The sequence below is a fragment of the Enteractinococcus helveticum genome (genome assembly GCF_001657475.1).
Lineage (GTDB): Bacteria > Actinomycetota > Actinomycetes > Actinomycetales > Micrococcaceae > Yaniella > Yaniella helvetica.
The window spans coordinates 37,880-57,243 of the sequence record NZ_LXEY01000018.1 but is presented as its reverse complement, the minus strand read 5'-3'; the positions used below and the strand labels follow the sequence as shown (position 1 = coordinate 57,243).

General features: G+C 55.4%; 15 protein-coding genes. 2 read left to right on the top strand and 13 right to left on the bottom strand.

What is annotated here, in order from left to right; all coding sequences use genetic code 11:
• Nucleotides 1–4: 4 nt before the first annotated feature.
• The 11 genes from murC to mraZ all read right to left on the bottom strand — a co-directional run bounded on the left by murC (nucleotide 5) and on the right by mraZ (nucleotide 13,837).
• Entirely contained in the window at nucleotides 5–1,513 is a 1,509-nt protein-coding gene (gene murC / locus A6F49_RS07370) for a UDP-N-acetylmuramate--L-alanine ligase (protein ID WP_043057879.1), read from the bottom strand.
• Nucleotides 1,510–2,625: an undecaprenyldiphospho-muramoylpentapeptide beta-N-acetylglucosaminyltransferase gene (gene murG / locus A6F49_RS07365; RefSeq protein ID WP_043057878.1), complete on the bottom strand. Its 1,116-nt coding sequence runs from the start codon at nucleotides 2,623–2,625 to the stop codon at nucleotides 1,510–1,512. The genes murC and murG overlap by 4 nt, the downstream gene beginning before the upstream one ends.
• Entirely contained in the window at nucleotides 2,622–3,839 is a 1,218-nt protein-coding gene (gene ftsW / locus A6F49_RS07360; RefSeq protein ID WP_052504862.1) for a putative lipid II flippase FtsW, read from the bottom strand. The genes murG and ftsW overlap by 4 nt, the downstream gene beginning before the upstream one ends.
• 24 nt (nucleotides 3,840–3,863) lie before the next feature.
• Nucleotides 3,864–5,384 carry a UDP-N-acetylmuramoyl-L-alanine--D-glutamate ligase gene (gene murD, locus A6F49_RS07355; RefSeq protein WP_235604902.1) on the bottom strand — a complete coding sequence of 507 codons (1,521 nt, stop codon included), beginning with the start codon at nucleotides 5,382–5,384 and terminating at the stop codon, nucleotides 3,864–3,866.
• Entirely contained in the window at nucleotides 5,381–6,484 is a 1,104-nt protein-coding gene (gene mraY, locus A6F49_RS07350) for a phospho-N-acetylmuramoyl-pentapeptide-transferase (protein ID WP_043057876.1), read from the bottom strand. The genes murD and mraY overlap by 4 nt, the downstream gene beginning before the upstream one ends.
• Nucleotides 6,481–7,965 carry a UDP-N-acetylmuramoyl-tripeptide--D-alanyl-D-alanine ligase gene (locus A6F49_RS07345; RefSeq protein ID WP_043057875.1) on the bottom strand — a complete coding sequence of 495 codons (1,485 nt, stop codon included), beginning with the start codon at nucleotides 7,963–7,965 and terminating at the stop codon, nucleotides 6,481–6,483. The genes mraY and A6F49_RS07345 overlap by 4 nt, the downstream gene beginning before the upstream one ends.
• Nucleotides 7,966–7,986: 21 nt before the next feature.
• On the bottom strand, nucleotides 7,987–9,651 hold the full coding sequence (locus tag A6F49_RS07340; protein ID WP_052504861.1) for a UDP-N-acetylmuramoyl-L-alanyl-D-glutamate--2,6-diaminopimelate ligase: 1,665 nt from the start codon (nucleotides 9,649–9,651) through the stop codon (nucleotides 7,987–7,989).
• Nucleotides 9,645–11,429 carry a peptidoglycan D,D-transpeptidase FtsI family protein gene (locus A6F49_RS07335; RefSeq protein ID WP_235604901.1) on the bottom strand — a complete coding sequence of 595 codons (1,785 nt, stop codon included), beginning with the start codon at nucleotides 11,427–11,429 and terminating at the stop codon, nucleotides 9,645–9,647. Before A6F49_RS07335 ends, A6F49_RS07340 begins: the two co-directional genes overlap by 7 nt.
• 41 nt (nucleotides 11,430–11,470) lie before the next feature.
• Entirely contained in the window at nucleotides 11,471–12,229 is a 759-nt protein-coding gene (locus A6F49_RS07330) for a hypothetical protein (protein ID WP_052504860.1), read from the bottom strand.
• A complete protein-coding gene (rsmH, locus tag A6F49_RS07325) occupies nucleotides 12,226–13,239 on the bottom strand; it encodes a 16S rRNA (cytosine(1402)-N(4))-methyltransferase RsmH (protein WP_043057873.1) in 1,014 nt (337 codons plus the stop codon). Before rsmH ends, A6F49_RS07330 begins: the two co-directional genes overlap by 4 nt.
• Nucleotides 13,240–13,405: 166 nt before the next feature.
• Complete coding sequence (gene mraZ, locus A6F49_RS07320) at nucleotides 13,406–13,837, bottom strand: division/cell wall cluster transcriptional repressor MraZ (protein ID WP_043057991.1); 432 nt, start codon at nucleotides 13,835–13,837, stop codon at nucleotides 13,406–13,408.
• Between the two features lie 447 nt (nucleotides 13,838–14,284).
• Between mraZ and A6F49_RS07315 the strand changes: the two genes are divergently transcribed.
• Nucleotides 14,285–16,333, top strand: coding sequence for a hypothetical protein (locus tag A6F49_RS07315; protein ID WP_150119418.1), 2,049 nt, complete (start codon nucleotides 14,285–14,287; stop codon nucleotides 16,331–16,333).
• An 86-nt stretch (nucleotides 16,334–16,419) separates the two neighbouring features.
• On the opposite strand, the gene A6F49_RS07310 is transcribed toward A6F49_RS07315, so the two are convergent.
• Both A6F49_RS07310 and dinB read right to left on the bottom strand, forming a co-directional pair.
• Complete coding sequence (locus A6F49_RS07310; protein ID WP_043057871.1) at nucleotides 16,420–16,800, bottom strand: DUF3040 domain-containing protein; 381 nt, start codon at nucleotides 16,798–16,800, stop codon at nucleotides 16,420–16,422.
• A gap of 121 nt (nucleotides 16,801–16,921) precedes the next feature.
• Complete coding sequence (gene dinB, locus A6F49_RS07305; protein WP_043057870.1) at nucleotides 16,922–18,196, bottom strand: DNA polymerase IV; 1,275 nt, start codon at nucleotides 18,194–18,196, stop codon at nucleotides 16,922–16,924.
• Nucleotides 18,197–18,284: 88 nt separating this feature from the next.
• Here dinB and A6F49_RS07300 point away from each other — a divergent pair, with 88 nt between their 5' ends.
• Nucleotides 18,285–19,361 (top strand): polyprenyl synthetase family protein, encoded by a 1,077-nt coding sequence (locus A6F49_RS07300; protein WP_043057869.1) that lies wholly within the window; start codon nucleotides 18,285–18,287, stop codon nucleotides 19,359–19,361.
• The last annotated feature ends 3 nt before the right edge of the window (nucleotides 19,362–19,364 follow it).

Below are 19,364 nucleotides of genomic sequence, written 5' to 3'. Positions count from 1 at the left end.
GTGCCTAGGGGTTACGCTGTTGTAGTCCGGCCAGAATATCGTCAATCAGCTGATTGACGTCTCCGGCGCCGAGGGTCAAGATGATATCGCCCGGGGTGGCGGCCTGTACTACAGAGGCTACCGCGTGTTCTCGGGAAGCCACCCGGGTGGCGTGAGGATAGCGGGTTTTGAGCTCATCGGACAATTGAGAGGTAATCAATTCAGCGGTGACACCATCAAGGGGTGTTTCGCGAGCCTGATAAATATCTAAGACCCGGCAGGTCGAGGCATTCGACAGCGCTTCGGCGAATTCTGTTGCAAAATCTCGAGTGCGCGAATACAGGTGCGGTTGAAAAATAACGTGCACCTTATTGCCTGCTGCCATGGCATTGGCCGCAGTGATTGCGGCAGTCACCTCAGTGGGGTGATGCGCGTAGTCATCGTAGACGCGAATCTCGTTGATGGTGCCATGGTGTTCAAAGCGTCGGGCGGAACCCGTGAAGGTTGACAACCCCTCGGCTGCAGCATCGGCTGGTATACCGGCTACCACCGCTGCCAGCAGCACTCCTGCAGCGTTCAGGGCATTGTGTCGACCCGGTGTTGCTAACCGCACGATTTGGTGGCTGCCATCAGCAAATCGATAGGTCACCTGCTGTCCGGTACCGGAAGCATCCGGCTGGATATCTGTGATAGCCAGATCCAGGTGTTGTTCGTGGGTGTTAGTAGTCTCGGCCGGGTTCAGGCTGGTCAACAGGCCATAGGTATACACCTTGGCCCGAGGGGTCCCAGAAGTGGCGGCATCCCGGTAGCGCTGTCCCAGGGCTTCGGCGCCGGGATCATCGGCACAGACGATGAGCGCGCCGTCGGGATGTATGAGGTTGGCGAAATCCGTGAAGACCTGATGGACGGCCGCTTCGGTACCGTAGTAGTCCAGGTGGTCAGCTTCGATATTGGTGACGATCGAAATGTCTGGACGATAATTGAGCAGCGAGCCGTCGGATTCATCGGCTTCAGCGATAAACCACTCCCCTGCGCCGTGATCGGCGTTCGTGCCGAGGTTGGCAATCGTTGCTCCAACCGCATAGGACGGTTCGTAGCCTGCTGCCGCAAACATGACTGCGGCCATAGAGGAGGTGGTGGTCTTGCCGTGGGTGCCAGCAATCGTCAGGACCTTTTTGCCCTGCATGGCAGCGGCAAGCCCCTGGGAACGGTGATAGACCGGAATGCCTGCGGTTTCTGCGGCTTGACGTTCTGGATTATCCGGTCCGGCTACGGTTGAGGCGATGATGACATCTATTGGTTGGCCAGTATCGGTTTGAGCTTGGGCAATATTGTCTGCCGAGTAGCCCACGTACAAGGTGGCACCCAGGTTGCGCAGCTGCTGCATGACCGGAAGATCTTTGGCATCAGTGCCGGTCACAGTGATCCCCCGAGCGGCAAAGATGTGGGCGATTCCGGAGACACCGACTCCCCCGATACCTAGAAAGTGCGCGTGCTGAATCTCGGTCAGTGCAGGGATAGCGGGTGTGGTCATCGGGCGACTTTCGTTTCTGAAATGATGCGAACCATGGTTTCTGCGGCGTCATTAATGCCAAAGTTCTTTGCGGTCTGGGCCATGTACTCTAAACGAGCCTGGTCTTTGAGTAGGTCCGGCAAGCGAGTGGCAACCCACTGGGACGTGAAATATTCGTCGGCGACGACGACGGCGGCCCCGGATTCTCGCAGGCTAGCGGCATTGAGGTCTTGTTCCCCGTTGCCTATAGGCAGTGGGACCAGCACGGAGGGCAGGCCGATCGCGGCAATTTCATGGACCGTCCCGCCACCTGCCCGAGCCACAATGAGATCAGCGGCCTGGTAGACCCGGGACAGCCCATCGATGTATTCCACTTGGACATAGCCGGGTTTGTCGATCCGGTTGCCATCGCCGTCAGTGATGACCTTATCGCGTCCAGTTAGATGCAGGATTTGTGCACCCGTTGCTAACAGGTCATCCAGTGCGCCTGCGATAGCGGTGTTAATATTTTGCGCTCCGGAGGATCCGCCGGTCACCACCAGGGTGGTTTTGTCCGAATCTAGACCCAGTGAGCGGCGGGCTTCATCTCGCATGGTTGGGCCCATGGGCAGTTGGGCAACTTCGCTGCGCAGCGGCATGCCCACGTGGATCGCACCGGGCAGGTCCGTGTCTTCAAACGCACAGGCCACGACCGTGGCGAACCGTGCGGCAAGTTTATTGGCTAGGCCAGGGCGGGCATTGCCTTCGTGGACGATGACGGGAATTTTTTCGGCACGTGCTGCCAGATACACGGGCGTTGCGGCGTATCCCCCGACACCGACAACCACTTGGGTTTGGTGTTCGCGCAACAGCTTGCGGGCCTGTTTAACTGCGGCACGCAGCCGAAACGGCAGGGAGAACAGGTCGAGCGAGACGCTGCGTGGCATCGGGACTTTTTCGATGGTGGCAAATTCATATCCCGCATCGGGAATCAGGGTAGCTTCCATACCTTCGGCGGTGCCGATCATCAAAATGTTCACGTCGATGTCGGTGTCTTGATAGCTATTAGCAAGGGAGTCAGCCATGGCCAACATGGGTGACACGTGGCCTGCTGTGCCCCCGCCGCAAAAGACTACGTTCATGGTCGTATTCATTGTCTCGATTGTACGCTTTCTTTGACCTTGGGTTCGGTGGTCTCAGACTGGGTGTTTTGCTGCAGTTCGTGAGCTTGGTGTCGGGCAAACGATAACACTACTCCCACCGCGAGGATGGCCATGAGCAGCGCCGACCCGCCGGCTGAAATAAACGGTAACGGCACGCCGATGACCGGGAGCAAGCCGGTCACCATGGCAATGTTCATAAAGGCCTGGCCAAGTAACCAGGTCATGATGGCCCCCGTGGCGATCCGCACGAAGTGGTCGGTGGTGTTATAGGCAACCCGGAACATGCCAAGACCCAGGGTGATGAACAGTCCGATCACTAACAGGGCGCCCAATAGCCCAAGTTCTTCGCCAAGCACGGTGAAGATGAAGTCGTTGCCGGCTTCGGGAATATAAGACCATTTTTGGCGTGATTGCCCAAGACCGAGCCCAAACCAGCCACCCGAGGCTAACGCGAAGATGCCTTGTTCATACTGATAACAGGGGTCCGAAGCGTGATCGCATTGGCCCAGCCAGGCTTGAATCCGTAACATGCGGTTCGACGAGAGCATGGTTGCAATCGTTACAAAAACCAGCCCGACGGCTGCCGTACCCAACAGGTAGATCCCGCGCATACCACCCAGATACAACACGACCGCGATAATCATCGCCAGGATCAGCACGGTACCGAGGTCTCGGCCCAATGCAACGAAGAATACCAGCACCGCACCAAACGGTAGGACCACGGGAACCAATAACTTTTTGCCGTAGCCGGTGTATTTGAACTTTTGGCTCAGGGCATATGCTGACCACACGCAAAAAGCTAGTTTGGCCGCTTCGGAAGGTTGGAAGGAGAAACCGGCGACCCGGATCCAGTTGCGGTTGCCGTTTACCTCCCAGCCCAGCGGTGTAAATACTAAGACCAACAGAACAATCGATGCGACTAGTAGCACCACGGCCAGTTTGTGATACGTCGTACGCTTCCATTTGCCCATCCAGAACAACAGGATAATTCCAATGACGGCGTAGAGACCCTGGGAACGCAGCGACGCAAAGGAGCCTGCACCGCCGATGTATTCGACCGATGACGCCGAGAGCACCATGACAACACCGATGAACGTTAGGGCCAGGGTGGGGCCCAGAATCATCCAGTAGGCGGATTTCGTGGAGTGTTTACCGGTTAGCCAATCCCAGACACGAGCTGCCCGAGGTGCTGGACCTTTCGTCATGTCGTGCTCCTGGTGCTTGTGGTGTTAGTGTCCTGGATAGTTCATATCGGATAACAGCTGTGCGATAGCTTCGGTGAATTTTTCGCCACGCACATTATAGTTTTCGAACTGATCCATTGAAGCGGCCGCGGGCGAGAGCAAGACTGTGTCGTGCGGCTGGGCCAAGTGGTGTGCCAAGCGTACGACGTGGTGCATCACCGCGGCGCCGTCTGCAAAATCCACTGTAGTGTCTTTGAGATAGTCGGCGTGTATCGGCACCTCAGGCGCGTGTCGCTGTAACGCATCGATAATGGGCTGTTGATCGGTGCCAATCAAGATAACCGCTTTGAGATGCGACTTATGGGTTTGTACCAGCTGGTCATAGGATGCACCTTTCGACAAGCCGCCAGCAATCCAAATGATCGGGTCATAAGTCGCCAGAGCTGCATCGGTAGCGTGCGGGTTGGTGCCTTTTGAGTCGTTGACCCATAGGACATCTTGGAAATGCGCTACGGCTTGGATGCGGTGCGGTTCGGGTTCGTAATTGCGCAGCCCGGTTTGGACCGCGGCTGGTTCCACGCCCACGGCCCGCACCAACGCAGCGGCGGCCAGCGCGTTGAAGACCATATGTTTGGGGGCTGGCGTGCCGATATCGGCAAAATGTGCCAGTTCCAGAGCTTGTGTTGCACGATTTTCCAGGTATGCCCGATCCACGAGGAGATCATCAACCACCCCGAGCATCGATCGCTGCGGGGTATCGGTGGTAATCCCAATGGCCCGGCAGCCTTCAATCACATCAGCTTCTTCCACCATGCGCATGGTGCTGGGTTCTTCATCGTTGTAAATCGCTGCGATGCGAGTGTTTTCATAAATCTTGGCTTTGGCTGCCGCATAGTTGTCGAATCCACCGTGCCAGTCCAGATGATCCTCGGCAAGATTCAGCACCACGGAGGCTTCTGGTTCCATGTGGTGTAGCCAGTGCAGCTGGAAGGACGAGAGTTCTACGATCAGTAGGTCAAAGCCGTCGGGATAGCGAATCGCATCCAAAATTGGTGTCCCCACATTGCCAACTGCTACAGCATCCAGCCCTTGTGCTCGCGCCATGGATTGGGCCATGGTGGCCACGGTGGTTTTACCGTTGGTGCCGGTGAGCACAACCCATTGTGCGGTGCGTTTGCCTTCCCGCTTGCGAACCCGCCAGGCAAATTCCACGTCGCCCCAAATAGGAATCCCAGCGGCTTGAGCTGCCACCAGCACTGAGTTATCTGGACGCCAGCCCGGTGAGGTGATGACTAAATCGATGGTGCCACCGATGGCTTGGGCATCGGGTAGGCCTTGGACGGCGTCGTCACCCAGCAGCACATCTTTGACCCCGACAATTTTCAGGGTATCAGCGGCTTGCCGGTTGTGTTCGTTGTCTTTGCCGTCAACAACTACCACGGCTGCCCCGAGCTCTGCCAGGGTATCGGCAACAGAGAAACCGGTGACGCCCAGGCCGGTCACGACAACGGACAGTTGGCTCCAGTCGGCGTCCCAAGTGGTGAGGGTATCGAGGTTCGTGCTCATCGCAGGACCACCCATTCGGTGTAGAACAAGGCTAATGCGGCGACTACGAAGGCCAAACCGATCAGCCAGAATCGGACGACGACGGTTACTTCGGCCCAGCCTTTGAGCTCAAAGTGGTGCTGTAGGGGTGCCATGAGGAACACCCGCTTGCCACCGGAGATTTTGAAGTAGCCGACCTGGATAATAACTGACAGTGCGATGATGACCATCAGCCCAGCCAGCACGACCAGTAGGACCTGGGTCTTGGAGAAGATTGCGAAGCCGGCCAGGGCACCGCCCAGCGCCAACGAACCGGTGTCGCCCATGAAGATCTTTGCCGGGGCGGTGTTCCACCACAAAAAGCCCATCAGCACGCCGGCCAGAATCGCCCCGAGCAGCGCCAGATCCATGGGATCACGCACTTCGTAACAACCCCCGGCGTTTGTGGGGCCGTAGCAGGATTGGTTGGCTTGGAATAAGGTCATTAGGACGTAGCCGACTGCGACCATGGCCACGGCGCCCGTTGCTAGGCCGTCGAGTCCATCGGTGAGGTTGACCGCATTCGTGGTTGCGGTGGAGATCAGGTTGGACCACACCACAAAGAGAATGGCCCCGGTGATGGTGCCGAAAAACGCAAAATCCCATGACGTGTCCCGGAATACTGAGATCGCCGTGGAGGCGGGGGTCAGGCCGTTTTCATTGGGAAAGTTGAGGGCGAGCACTGCGAAGGTAATCCCCACGGCCCCTTGGCCGATAATTTTGCCAATTGGGGTGAGTCCCAGGGACCGTTGGTTAGAGATCTTCATGTAGTCATCAAGGAACCCGACCAGTGCCATCCCGGCGGTGAGGAAGAGCAACAGCAGACCACTCATTGTGATACCGGAGTTTTCTAGACCTAGCATCATCATGATCCAGTGGGTCAAGAAGTACACAACGACAAAGTTCATCACGATCACCACACCACCCATTGTGGGGGTCCCCCGCTTGGTGGCATGCGTGGTCGGTCCGTCGTCGCGGATGATTTGGCCGTAGCCGCGTTTGTGCAGCAGCCGGATAAACAATGGCGTTCCGACAACTGTGAGTACGACGCCCAGGACGGCGCCGAGCAGGAGTCCAATCACTTGCGTTTCTCCTTCTGCCCCACCAGGTCAACGGTGGTGAGTTGATCGGCGAGTTCCCACAGTCGTGTGCCGTTGGAACCCTTGACGAAGATGATGTCACCGGGTTCGACACGCTGTGCCAGCAGGTCGAAGGCTTCATCATTCGATAACACGTGATCCACTTCGTCGCCCCAGGAGCCCTCGTTCACGGCACCCGTATAGAGTGCTCGAGCATCGGAGCCAACGACGACGAGTTGGTCAATATTCAAGCGCACGACGACTTCGCCCAGCAGAATGTGCTCTTTGGCGTGCGATGTGCCAAGTTCGAGCATCGGGCCCAGCACTGCCCACGTGCGGCGGCCGGTATTCCGTCCGAGCATGGCCAGAGTTTTTAGGCCGGCGCGCATGGATTCTGGGTTGGCATTATAGGCGTCGTCAATAATAGTGATGCCATCGGTTCGATCGGTACGCGCCATGCGGTGAGCCGAGGTTGGCGTGATGGTTGGCATCAGCGACGCGATTGTGTCCAGCGAAATACCAGCGGCGTACGCGGCCGTTGCCGCGGCCAAGAGATTGGTTGTGTGGTGTTCACCGATCAGCTGTGCGGTCACCTCGTGCCCGGTCTGGTCGGCATCGTTAGCATCGGGTCCGAAATACTGCAGCTTGAATTGCGGGTTTTCGTTTTCGGTGGTTCCCGCGTCTGCGGCAAATACAAGGTGCTCGCGCTGTGGTGGCGCATAAGCTGCAGAAAACCACATGGTCGAGGCCTGCGCGGGGACCCGCTTGGCCATCTCTGCAACACGAATATCGTCGGCATTCAACACGGCAATACCGCCGGCTGGGAGGGCTTCGACGATTTCACCTTTGGTCAGTGCAATGTTGTCGACTGATCCGAAGGACGCCGCATGCGCAGTACCAACGGTGAGCACCACAGAAATGTCCGGGCGGACAATGTCTGTAAGTTCGGTGATATTGCCAATACGATCGGCACCCATTTCTACCACCAAATACCGAGTATCAAGTCCAGCGGTAAAGATGGTCAGGGGGACGCCAACTTCGCTATTATATGAGCCTTGGGGCGCAATGGTGGGGCCTTGGGTGGCCAGCAGTGCAGCCAGCGCGTCCTTCGTCGAGGTTTTGCCCACCGATCCGGTAATGGCAATAACTGTGGTCTCGGAGTGTTCACGAATCTTTTCTACGATGTACCGAGCTAACCGCCCCATAGCCAGTGTGGAATCTTCCACAATGACGGCGGGATCAACAGCCCCTTGGTCATCCTGTGTCTCGCGTTCAGCCAAGACCAGGCTGGCTCCTGCTTGGCGTGCTGCGGTGATGAAGTTATGACCATCGGTGGTTTCCCCGCGGCGGGCAATAAACAGCGCGCCGGGGCTCATTTCCCGTGAATCGGTATTGGCCGAAGTCACCACCGTCTTGGGATCAACGGTAGCCGTCAGGCGACCCCCAGTGGCTTCAGCTATCTGGTTCGCATCGAGTTCAATCATGTCGCTTTTGACCTTACCGTTTTAGTCCGTACCTTGTGATGATCCTGAGCGGGTTGTGTCGAAGCCATATTCCGCCAAAGCTTGACGCAACACTTCACGGTCATCAATCGCAAAGCGTTGTCCTGCCAGGTCCTGATGTGTTTCATGGCCCCGTCCGGCCGCCAGAATAATGTCTTGAGCAGTGGCCAACTGCACAGCGTGGGATAACGCGGCAGCCCGCGGAGCGATCTCGACCACTTCAGGCGCATGGGCGAGATGGTTCGCCCGTGCCCGAGCGGCCTCGACCACGGGCTTGCGAATTTCAGCAGGGTCCTCATAGTGCGGATCGTCATCGGTGACAATCACGACATCGGCGTGTTCGGCTGCGATTTGTCCCATCAACGGGCGCTTGGCCGTATCGCGGTCGCCAGTAGCACCAAAGACTAAAATAGTCCGGGCTGTCTGCCCACCCTGTGATCGTTTTGTCCGATTGACGGCAGCCAGTGCCTGGGTCAAGCCGTCTGGGTTGTGTGCAAAATCGACGATGACGGTTGGTTCATCGCTGATGACTTCCATACGTCCCGGCACAGCAGATTCAAATGGTGCCGGCTGCGAATTGGCCAATACCTCTGCGATGCGGTTCCAGTCGTGACGTGGATGTCCAGTAAAAATCATGACGGCGGCCAAGGCTGCGTTGGCTACGTTAAATTTGCCGGGCATACCGACTTTTGTGGCAACCTCGAATCCTGAGTCATGACGTAGCCTGAATCGATGCCCCAGCCCAGCTGGTTCGCATTCGGTAATGGTCCAGGTGGCATTGGAGGCTCCGGCGTCCACGACGGCGGCGGGGCCCAAATCGAGCGTAACCGCATCAGGGCACTGTTCAGCCAGGCGTTGACCCCACTGGGGCTCTGCGCCCCCGTTAATTGTGATGACTTGGCTAGCCGAACGATCTGGTTGAAAGAGTAATGCCTTGGCGTCGAAGTAGTCGTCCATACTGCCGTGCAGATCAAGATGATCCTGCGTCAGGTTCGTAAAGCCAGCGACGTGGTAACGCAGTCCAAAGGCGCGTCGATAGTCCATGGCGTGTGAGGAAACTTCCATGGCGGTGGCTTCAACCCCGGTTTCACGCATGCGGGCAACCAGGCTGTGCAGTTCGGGAGCTTCCGGCGTTGTAAATTCCGCTGGAGCAGCGACACCATTAATTCGAGTTTCAATGGTCCCGATCAAGCCGGTCTTATAATCCAACGCCGCCAAAATTGCATTCAAGAAATAGGTGGTTGTGGTCTTGCCGTTGGTCCCGGTAACGCCATAGATGCTTGGGGTTACGGAGATATTATTGCCGTAAATGACCGAGGCAGCATCGGCTAATGCTGACCGGACATCATCGACGACAAGATGGGCCAGTCCCTCGGGTATCCGGGCAACGCCGCTGTCATCAGTTAATACCGCGACCGCTCCGGCGTCCAGAGCCTGAGTGATGTAGTCGGCGCCGTGGTGGCGTGCTCCACTTACAGCGACGTAGAGGTCACCTGGATGCACAGCTTTGGAATTCATTGAAATACCGGTCACCGTCAGTTGTGGGTTTCCGGTGAGTACAGGTCGGTAGCGTTCGAGCTGGTCGACGAGTGCTTCGAGTTTTGTGTTTATTTTCGTTTGTGGTCGTAGCATGGTCAGCGCGGTGTACCCGCCGTCTTGGGTTACCAAGGCCTTTCCTGTGGGTCTTCTGTAAATACATCATAGTGCTGTGGCCCGGTGTCGGACGGTGGCACTGAATACTTACTCAACAGATACTCCATTACATCCGCGGCAGTATCGGTTACTTGCCAGGTCTTCCAGTCGCCTTGAGGACGGTGGACCGCAACCGAGACCACGAATTGTGGATCATCAAGTGGAACAATACCGGTAAACGAGGTGGTGTACCCGTCATATCCGCCGGTTCCAGCAGCTTCGCCGGTTCCGGTCTTTCCCCCGACTCGGTAGCCATCAATTTGGGCAGCATATGCGGTACCTTCCTGGACTACTCCTTCCATAAACTTCAGCATGTCGTCGGCTGCTTCTTCCGAGACCACTTGCTTGGGTTCTTCGGGTGATTCCCATTTGCGTTCGACACCATCTTCATCGATGTATGAGTCGATAAGACGAGCCGGCAGCATCTTGCCATCATTGGCCAAGGCTTGGAAAATTCTAGTCGTATGCAGTGACGTTAGCGAATAGCCTTGTCCGAAGGTGGTCGTAAAGTGTTGACGCCGGTCCCAGTTCTCCCAGGGGGTGAATAAACCTTGGTTGACCCCGCTAATGCCCAGATCGATGGGCTCCCCGATCCCGAAGGCTTTCATGTATTCCCAGCGCGTTTCGGCACTGAGCTGTTCAGCAACCTGGACAGTACCCGTGTTATATGAGCGAGTAAAGATGCCTGCGGTGGTCATGTCGTACGTATCGTGCGGCATGGAGTCGCTGATCGATTCGTTATTGAAGGTTTGTTTATTCGGGACGGTCCATTTTTGTTCGGGAGTCACAACGCCGGCGTCTAGTGCCATGGCAAAGGTGACCGCTTTACCCGTGGAGCCGGGTTCGAATGCTTGCGTTAGGGCTGTGGGGCGCCAGAATAACTGATCTGTGGCCGTCGGGTCGGTAGGGTCTACGGTTTCTGAGTCGGCCAGTGCCAAGATTTCGCCCGTCTTGGCGTCCATCACAACGATATTGCCCCATTTGGCGTTGTACTGGTCCACTTTGGCTGCAATGGCTTCTTGCGCGTACCAGGAAACGTCAAGATCAATTGTGAGGCGAATGTCGTCGCCATCTACAGCCGGTGTTTCTGAAAACGATGCGTTGGGGATGCGGACGCCGTCTGCCGAGATTTCGAAGACGCGCTCTCCTGCTTGACCACTGAGGTGATCATCCTGCGACCGTTCGATTCCTTCTAGGCCGTGTCCATCGTGTCCGTTAAAGCCCAAGATGGAACCAGCCACTGCCCCATTAGGATAAACCCGTTCTGCCACAGGCTCAGATAGCAACCCGGGGATACCGACGTCGAGGGCTTCTTGACGCACTTCCGGGGTAACACGCCGAGAAACAATCCGGTATGGTCGATCACCGACCATGAGCTCCCGCAATTCGGGATAATCGATGTCGAGAATCTCTGAGAGTTCCGTGAGTTGTTCGTCGATGTCCAGGTCAACGTAGGCGGACTGTTCTGGATCCCAGACGCGAGAATCTTGAACCAGGCGCTGATCAACTACGAGGTCATAGCGTTGCACGGACTCGGCCATGACATTGCCATCACGATCTAGAATGGAACCGCGCTCCGGCGATAGCGTGACCGGTCGGGTACGCCGATCCATGGCTTGCTGAGCTTGGTCTTCAGCATCAATGCCTTGAATAAATAGGAGTCGTCCGCCTAACACAAGAAGACTAATCATGAGCAACACCACGGTTACTTTTAGCCGGGTTTGGGGTGCTCGGCTCATGGGCGTATTAGGCACGCGACTCACCTACCTTCAACATTGTCAGCCAGGGGCCGACGTTAGTTGCCGGTCGGCAGGCTTACCTTGGGTCCTTGAAGACTACCTACTGACGAGGTCTGAATCGTGTCTGCCACGCCATCTTCAGGTGTTGAATTTGTCGCATCTGCAGCCGGTAGCGACAGCTGCGGCTCTACGATTTTGACCGTATTAGATTCCGGACCTGGGACTTCTCCATTCGTTACCGTCACAGGATCCGAGTCGTCACGTACAGGAACGTCGACCTCGGAGGGAATACCCGTGCTGGAGCGTACTGTTGGCTTCTCTACAAAACTGGTCGGCGTATTATCCGCCTCTGCGGCAGTTGCCGTGCCAATGACCTCACCAGATGTCAGGTCGATGGATGCTGTGGCCCCCGGTAACACCATGCCCATATCTGCAGCTTGCTGCGCAACTGCCTGGGGTGCAGATTTCTGGGATAATTGCTGCGCTAAGGCTTCATTGGTCTGCGTAATGCTGGTCAGCTGGCCGTTGAGTTCAACAAGCTCGTATTGCCGGTTGGATAGCACGATATTGACCACCAGTACAATGAGCAGCGCAATGACGGGAATGGATAACACGAAAACGCTATACCCAATGGGAGCCCGTTTGAGCTGACCTGATATGACCTTGAGTTGGTCACGTCGTGTGCTGGCTTCGGAATCGCCCGCGGTGTGCTCGGGATGTATTCCGAGCTGATACTGGTCATCCAGTTTCCGGGCGGTCGATTCCGCTGAGTATTCGGGACGCAATGCGCGGATGTTTGAGGGGGAAGTGGTCATCCGTTGCTCCTGGTGGGTCGAATTTTTTGTATTGCACGGACCTTGGCAGATGCCGCGCGTGGGTTCTGATCGATTTCCTCTTCGGTTGGTTTTTCTGTACCCCGGGTGAGTATGTCCACGACTGGCGCATACTCTTCCAGTTCAACTGGGAACCCTGGAGGTGTCAGACTTGTGGCCTCCGCTTGGAATGCCTTTTTCGTGATTCTGTCTTCGAGTGAGTGATAGCTCATCACGACCATGCGGCCACCGATGTGAAGCCCAGCCATTGCCGCAGGCAATGCCTCACGTAGGATGTCTAATTCCTCGTTGACTTCAATCCGGAGTGCTTGGAATGTGCGTTTAGCAGGGTGTCCGCCACTTCGTCCAGCAGCTACCGGCACGGCCGATCGGATAACTTCCACCAGATCCCCAGTGTCCGTAAATGGACGCATCTGGCGTCGTTCGGTTATGGCCGTGGCGATCCTGCGAGCAAATTTTTCCTCGCCATAGCGACGAATAATTTGCTCAAGGTGTTTCTGGTCGTAATCATTGACGACGTCGGCTGCACTGAATCGCGCCGTGGGATCCATGCGCATGTCAAGAGGAGCATCATATGAATAGGCGAAGCCACGATCACGTTCGTCGAGTTGGTATGACGAGACGCCCAGGTCGAATAGATATCCATCCGCCGCGACGACCCCTGCTGCGTCCAAGGCTTCAGGAATCTGGTCGTAGGTTCCATGGAACGCAACGAAGCGTTTTTCAAAGGCGGCCAGCCGCTCAGTGGCCAGTGCTAATGCTTGTGTGTCGCGATCAATCCCCACGACCACAGCGTCATCGAAACGATTCAACATGAGCTCGGTGTGGCCCCCCATCCCAAGAGTGGCGTCGACCAATACGGGCTGTCGTTGATGTTGACGGGCGGATTCAATCCCCGGGGCGAGAAGATCGAGCACTCGGTCCGCCATCACGGGAATATGTCTTTCGGCAGCATGGGGAGCAGGTCGGTCGTTCTGGTCAAAGACTGCCATTACGCTCCTTCGTTCTCCGCCGTTGCTGCCCTGCAAAAATGATGGCTCTTACCCCAGATCCCCATCCGTGCACCTGGCCCAGGGGAAGACGGGCCAGCTGTTCGGACAGAGGTCTGAAATAAGAGACCTTGTCAAATGTTGATTTATGCCGTGACTGGATCTTGAATCAGAACAATCCTGGAATGATTTCCTCGTCGGTTTCTGAGAATGCCGTTTCTTGTGCCTCGAGATATTCGTTCCATGCCGTCTGGTCCCAGATCTCTGCTCGGGTGCCAGCACCAATGACTGCCACATCCCGATCCAACCCCGCGTACTCGCGCAACGGTGCTGGAATCGTGATCCTGCCTTGCTTGTCCGGCGTTTCGTCTGAAGCACCGGATAGGAAGACACGAATGTAGTCCCTAGCCTGACGCGAAGAGAGCGGTGCTTCACGCATCTGATTGTGTACTCGCTGGAATTCCTCCATCGAGAACACGTATACACAGCGCTCCTGACCTCTGGTGAGTACCAGTCCGTCAGACAGTTCATCTCTGAACTTCGCTGGCAAGATCAGCCGGGACTTCTCATCCAATCGTGGAGTGTATGTACCTAAAAACATGGCACTACCTCCAGCGTGGTTTGATCCCTTTTGCTCTAGCTCTGCGATCACCGTCCTCTTCGTGCTCCACTTTACCCCACTTTCCCCCACATTCAATACTTCATCCCTCATTATTTGCGAATTTCCAAGAATTTACCAACTCACTAAAGCTGGTGTCTCACTAGGCATAACCGCATAATTCCGCGATTCTTAGCGTCAGGGGGCGGAAGTGGGGCGCTTTGGGGAGGATGGTGGGGACCTATTTTTCGATGAAGTGACAATTGTGACAATTGTGAAAGATGAGGGCATTCGCGTCGTTGCATATCCTCGTTGAGGTCGGCCGATCGTAGGTGGTGGAGCAAAGTGGGGGCCGTTGTCGTGAGCGACGAGTGCCTGCAATCTCGTTAAGATGGATTCGGTAAGATCACCGGCATGTCCGTCGGTGGCGCCTCGATTGAAAGTAGTGTTTTGCAGACATTATCTCTTCGGACCACACAACCGGATGCACCCCGTGGTAAACGGACACGCATCTGGGCGGCTTTGGCATCGCTATGTGCACTGGTCTTGGTTGCCTGCGGCGCAGACGTCAACAGCCAGCTGGAGCTCGAGGACGATTTTTCGGGTTCTCGGACCTTTGTTATGACGATGGCCGACGCTGATATCGAGTCGTTGTCCGGTGGTCTTGAAGCTGCAACACAGGTCCTCGAATCACATGCCCCTGAGGTACTGTCGTTTGACGGCGTAGAACAGCGCGAGGAAGGCTACAGTGCTACTTTCACGCTAGCGTTCAACGACCTTGAGGACTACGAGAATAAGATCAATTCCCTGCTTGAGGCTTCCGCAATACCCGCCGCAGAACGCGACATGAGTATTGAGCTTGCTGATCAACCGTTAATGACAACCTTGTCAGTCCAGGAAAGCTTTTATAACGACGACTTAATGGGCTGGGCAGCCGATGCGCTCATGAACGAAGGTGTCGTGGAGAGCAACGCAACAGTGTTAACTTCTAGCGGTACCGCCACAGTCGTCTTCAATGGTGAGGAAATCAACACCTCCACTTCACTCCCCCGCATCAACTTCCAGCTCACTCAGGATCATCGCTTTGAAGATGTCGGGCTCGATTTGGAGTTCCTGGAATCGGGCGACATGCGAGTCACCATGGTGTACAGCATCTCAGCGGACTCAGCAGAGATCCAAAATGAATTCCTCACCGAACAGATCGCACAGCTCAACGATCTTGAGGGACTCACAGAACCCGTTCAAGATGCCGGTCCGTCAGACCCTGCTGACGGCAGCGATACAATCCGTCAAGTCGCAGCACAGTTTTCAACCCCGGAAGCCGTCAGCGCTGGCATGCAACTACTGTTGGCAAACGACGAAGCCTCTTTCGAAGTACAAGAAGTGACTGCCGATACTTCTCCAGATGTCATTACCCAATACCTCGGCACCAATTGGACCTGCGCACAGATTTGCGACCCGAATAACCTACAACAACTTGACGGCGAAACCACCTACCCGGAACACTGGCAACTCGTTGAAGACCGCCGTGGTGACGGTGAGTTCTTCGCGGAGTTCAACCGTGGCATGCCGCTGCAACAAATGACCGCAGTCACACAACTCGGCTTCGATGGCAGTATGGAACAAACCTTTGAGTTTGTAGTAGACAATGCCACGGTAGAAGGGCACGAAGATACGGTGACTGATCGATTTTCGCCACCACCCAATACTGGGTCTTTCCATACCGCAGTTGAAGGGGACAAGACTGTGTATGCCACGACGTTCAGGGCCCAAAGCGCCCATGAGCTCACACAAATGATCAATACTTATCTGCAGGATAAGGGAGTTGAGACCCCAGCATCAATCGATCATGGTCCGATAACCGGCATTTGGGCCTCTTATGATCTACGCGTGGATCTTTCCCCCATTTGGGAAGTGGTGACTGGTGGAGTAGAAGAGACAACGACTTTCAGGGTGCAACTACCAGCCATGCATTCGGGGCACAGCGGTGAAGATGAGTCCAATGAACGCACTATTGCAATCCAAGATTCAACTGGCACCTTTATGATTCAGGCTAATGGGCCGACCATTACGACCGCTTGGGTCGCTGCCCTGTCTGTCGTGTTCCTGATCGTTATCGTAGTGCTACTCTTCCGGACCCGTAGGGCAGCAACCAGGGTCTGGAGTGTCGCACCTGCGCGCTCAGTTGAAGAGGCGAAACCCTACCATGTCCAGGGGCCAAAAGACCGCCTGACTGAAACAGAAATTTTTGAAACGCCACCGGCTTCCGGCTCTGACCAGCAATCCACGGTACCAACCCCTCGACCCCGACAAACAACGAAGTCGCTTGAGAGTCCCGGCCCGTTTCCCGATGTCCCTATACCTTCACAGACGCAATACCAGCACCTGCAAAGTCGACTTCGACAAAAGAGGCAGGAGGCTGAGAGGGCGAGCCCAGAGACAGATTCGGTTGAGGCAACGGATGAAGATGACCCCGATCAAAGCTCTGGCAATTCGTGAGGATGGGTCGAGATACTAGGAAAACAAAACCCGTAGCGTACGCTACGGGTTTTGTCGTGAAGGGCAAGTGCCAGGGTCGGTAAACCTTACTGCTGGCGCCGGCGTTCATCCCAGCGCGATTCAAGCCCTTCCATAAATCCATGATTCGATTTCGAGGATCCGGAACCGCCGCGACGGCCTGACTTGCTAGGTGGTTTAGTGGTCCGTTTCGTTGCAAGGTAGATCCCGCCACCCATAACGATAAAACCGACAATCCCCAACCAGATAGCATCAATCGTCACTCCGGTTAACAACACCACAATGCCAATGGTGGCGGTTAGCACACCAAGGACAATATTGCGAGTTGAGAATCGACGTAACGGCCCCTTTGCGTTCATTTGCATCTGCGATGCAAATTTTGGGTCGTCTGAAATCAACTGAGATTCGATCTCAGCAAATACCTCTTGCTCTCTATCTGATAAACCCATGGTCGCCTCCACATGTGATACCGAAAACTCGTCGAATTTCCGGTTGAGTCTGTTTCTATTCTAGAGTTTTTGCCTGACTATTTGCTGAGATTGTCACATGGTGAACTATAAGATTCAACATCTAACCATCTGACATCCGAGCTTGGCGTTGATGACGCAACAGGGTTGCCGGTTTAATCGCTGCAGCAGGGAATTTCTGGGCCACGTCATCTAAAATTTTGTCGGTGGCATCCCAATCCTTTTCCGAGTGCGTTTGGGTGGAAGAGCCCTCCAAGTCAAAAAGTGATTCTTGGGCCTCAGATTGTTCAACTGGTTTGGCTACACGATCTGCCCTTACCCCTAGCAGTCGAACAGGGTGCCACCGCTGGCTCATGAGGCCTTCAAGCAGGTGCTTGGTGTGCTCGAAAAACACGGCACCTGAAGTGGCGGGCGTGTGTAGGGTGACAGATTTGGTGCGTGTAGAAAAATCGACATCTTTGACCTTCACACTGATGCCACCGGCTGCCAGGCCCTCATTGCGTACCCGTCGCGAGCACTCGTATGACAGATCCAGTAGGTTTTTTTCAAGCAGGTAAGGGTCCGTGATGTCATGATCAAAGGTGTGTTCCACTGATACAGTCTTTGCATCCTGGCGTGGCTCGACCGGTCGTGGATCTTCCCCACGTGCAAGTTGGACGATCTGTGGGCCAGTGACTCCAAGCCAGCGTTTCATTCGAACTGGGTCTTGAGCAGCAAGATCTCCTACCGTATGAATTGCAGCGTTATTGAGACGCTCGAATAACTTCGGTCCCACGCCCCAGATCACATTCACCGGCAACGGCGCGAGATACTCGCGTGTTCGGTTGGCCGGAACTACCCCAATACCATCGGGTTTGGAACGGTCCGAAAGAATTTTTGCCAAGGATTTGGTAGCAGCAACTCCGACGGTCGAGGGTAGCTGCGTTGCCTCCCGGATTCGTTCTTTAATGAGGCTTGCTATTTGAGCAGGACTTCCCAAGCGTCTGCGGGCACCCTCAACGTCCACGAAGGCCTCATCAATAGATAGCTGCTCCACCATTGGGGTAATGTCATGCAACACCTCCATGACGCTCTGTGAGGCTTGTGAGTATTTTTCTCTCGTGGGTTCAATGACAATTAGCCGTGGATAGCGCGCCAGAGCATGGGCCATTGGCATCGCAGAACGAATACCAAATTCACGAGCTTCATACGAAGCCGAGGTGACGACTGATCTCGGCGACTTGCCACCCACTACTGCGGGGCGACCACGAAATTGAGGGTAGTCCAGTAGCTCTACGGACAAGAAGAATGCGTCCATATCGATATGCAATATGGTTGCGTCCCACGACTCATCGACGTACTTCTGGCCGGAAACTGAGTTTTGACCCGCTGAGACCATATGCCTAGTCTACGCCGTGCTGCCGGTAAGGTTGAGACGAATAGAATTTTTTTTGCTGAATCGCTCAGCAGGCAGGAGACTCAACACCGTGACGACATTGGACGCCGCGTGGTTTCGGACGAAGGTCCAAGATCGAATGCAGGACCTACTAGCCGACTATCGGCGTCGTGCTAGTGATATTGAACCAGCTGCAGAACCGCTGGTCGGCTCCATCGCACGGTTAGTAGAAGGTGGCAAGCGTCTCCGCGCGTTGTTAGCGTGGTGGGGTTGGCAAGGTGCCAGCGGCGCAGCCGATGATCCTCGCATTGTTGAGGCCGGTGTGGCGCTGGAACTGTTCCAGGCTGCTGCCTTGATTCATGACGATGTTCTTGATCGTTCAGATACTCGCCGTGGTCAACCTTCTGTTCATAAGAGCTTCGAAAAGCTCCACCACAACGAACAGTGGGCGCAAGATGGAGCACACTTTGGCGTGTCGGCCGCTATTTTGGCAGGAGACTTAGCACTAGGGCTCAGTGAAGAAGTCTTCTCGACAACGGCGGACGCTACCGCGTTTGCTACGCCTGCTCGCGAAGCGTTCCATGCCATGCGCTTCGAAGTGATGACGGGACAGTATCTTGATATCCTCGCAGAGGCCAATATCCCATCCGATCCTGAGGCTGGTTTAAGGCAGGCTCGGACAGTGCTGCAGTATAAATCTGCACATTATTCTGCTGTTTGGCCATTTGAGCTCGGTGGAATTCTCGCCGGAGCTGATGAAACCACGTTAAAGACGTACCGAGATTTCTCGACGCCTCTTGGCATGGCATTTCAGCTCGACGACGACCTCCTGGGGGTATTCGGTGACCCATCTCTAACTGGGAAACCAGCGGGCGATGATCTGATAGAAGGCAAACGCACTGAGCTCGTGGCTCATGCGTTAAAGAATCTGGAGCCAGAAAATACTCAAATGCTCAACAATTTTCTGAAAGATCCCCAGACCAGCGAACATACAGTCGAAAAGATGCAAGTACTCATCGAATCGTCTGGAGCACGCGCATTAGTCGAAGCCGAAATCCAACGACTTGGCGAACAGACCTACCAAGCGCTCAAAGAGCTACCCGTGGCCGAAGAAGTACAGTCTGGCCTGGAGCAACTCGTCTCTGGACTTCTGCACCGCCAGCACTAGCTA

Excerpts from the sequence above, each read along its gene's own strand:
- murC (WP_043057879.1), bottom strand. The coding sequence starts at position 1,513 with ATGACCACACCCGCTATCCCTGCACTGACCGAGATTCAGCACGCGCAC.
- murG (WP_043057878.1), bottom strand. The coding sequence starts at position 2,625 with ATGAATACGACCATGAACGTAGTCTTTTGCGGCGGGGGCACAGCAGGC.
- ftsW (WP_052504862.1), bottom strand. The coding sequence starts at position 3,839 with ATGACGAAAGGTCCAGCACCTCGGGCAGCTCGTGTCTGGGATTGGCTA.
- murD (WP_235604902.1), bottom strand. The coding sequence starts at position 5,384 with ATGAGCACGAACCTCGATACCCTCACCACTTGGGACGCCGACTGGAGC.
- A6F49_RS07345 (WP_043057875.1), bottom strand. The coding sequence starts at position 7,965 with ATGATTGAACTCGATGCGAACCAGATAGCTGAAGCCACTGGGGGTCGC.
- A6F49_RS07330 (WP_052504860.1), bottom strand. The coding sequence starts at position 12,229 with ATGACCACTTCCCCCTCAAACATCCGCGCATTGCGTCCCGAATACTCA.
- rsmH (WP_043057873.1), bottom strand. The coding sequence starts at position 13,239 with ATGGCAGTCTTTGACCAGAACGACCGACCTGCTCCCCATGCTGCCGAA.
- mraZ (WP_043057991.1), bottom strand. The coding sequence starts at position 13,837 with ATGTTTTTAGGTACATACACTCCACGATTGGATGAGAAGTCCCGGCTG.
- A6F49_RS07310 (WP_043057871.1), bottom strand. The coding sequence starts at position 16,800 with ATGGGTTTATCAGATAGAGAGCAAGAGGTATTTGCTGAGATCGAATCT.
- dinB (WP_043057870.1), bottom strand. The coding sequence starts at position 18,196 with ATGGTCTCAGCGGGTCAAAACTCAGTTTCCGGCCAGAAGTACGTCGAT.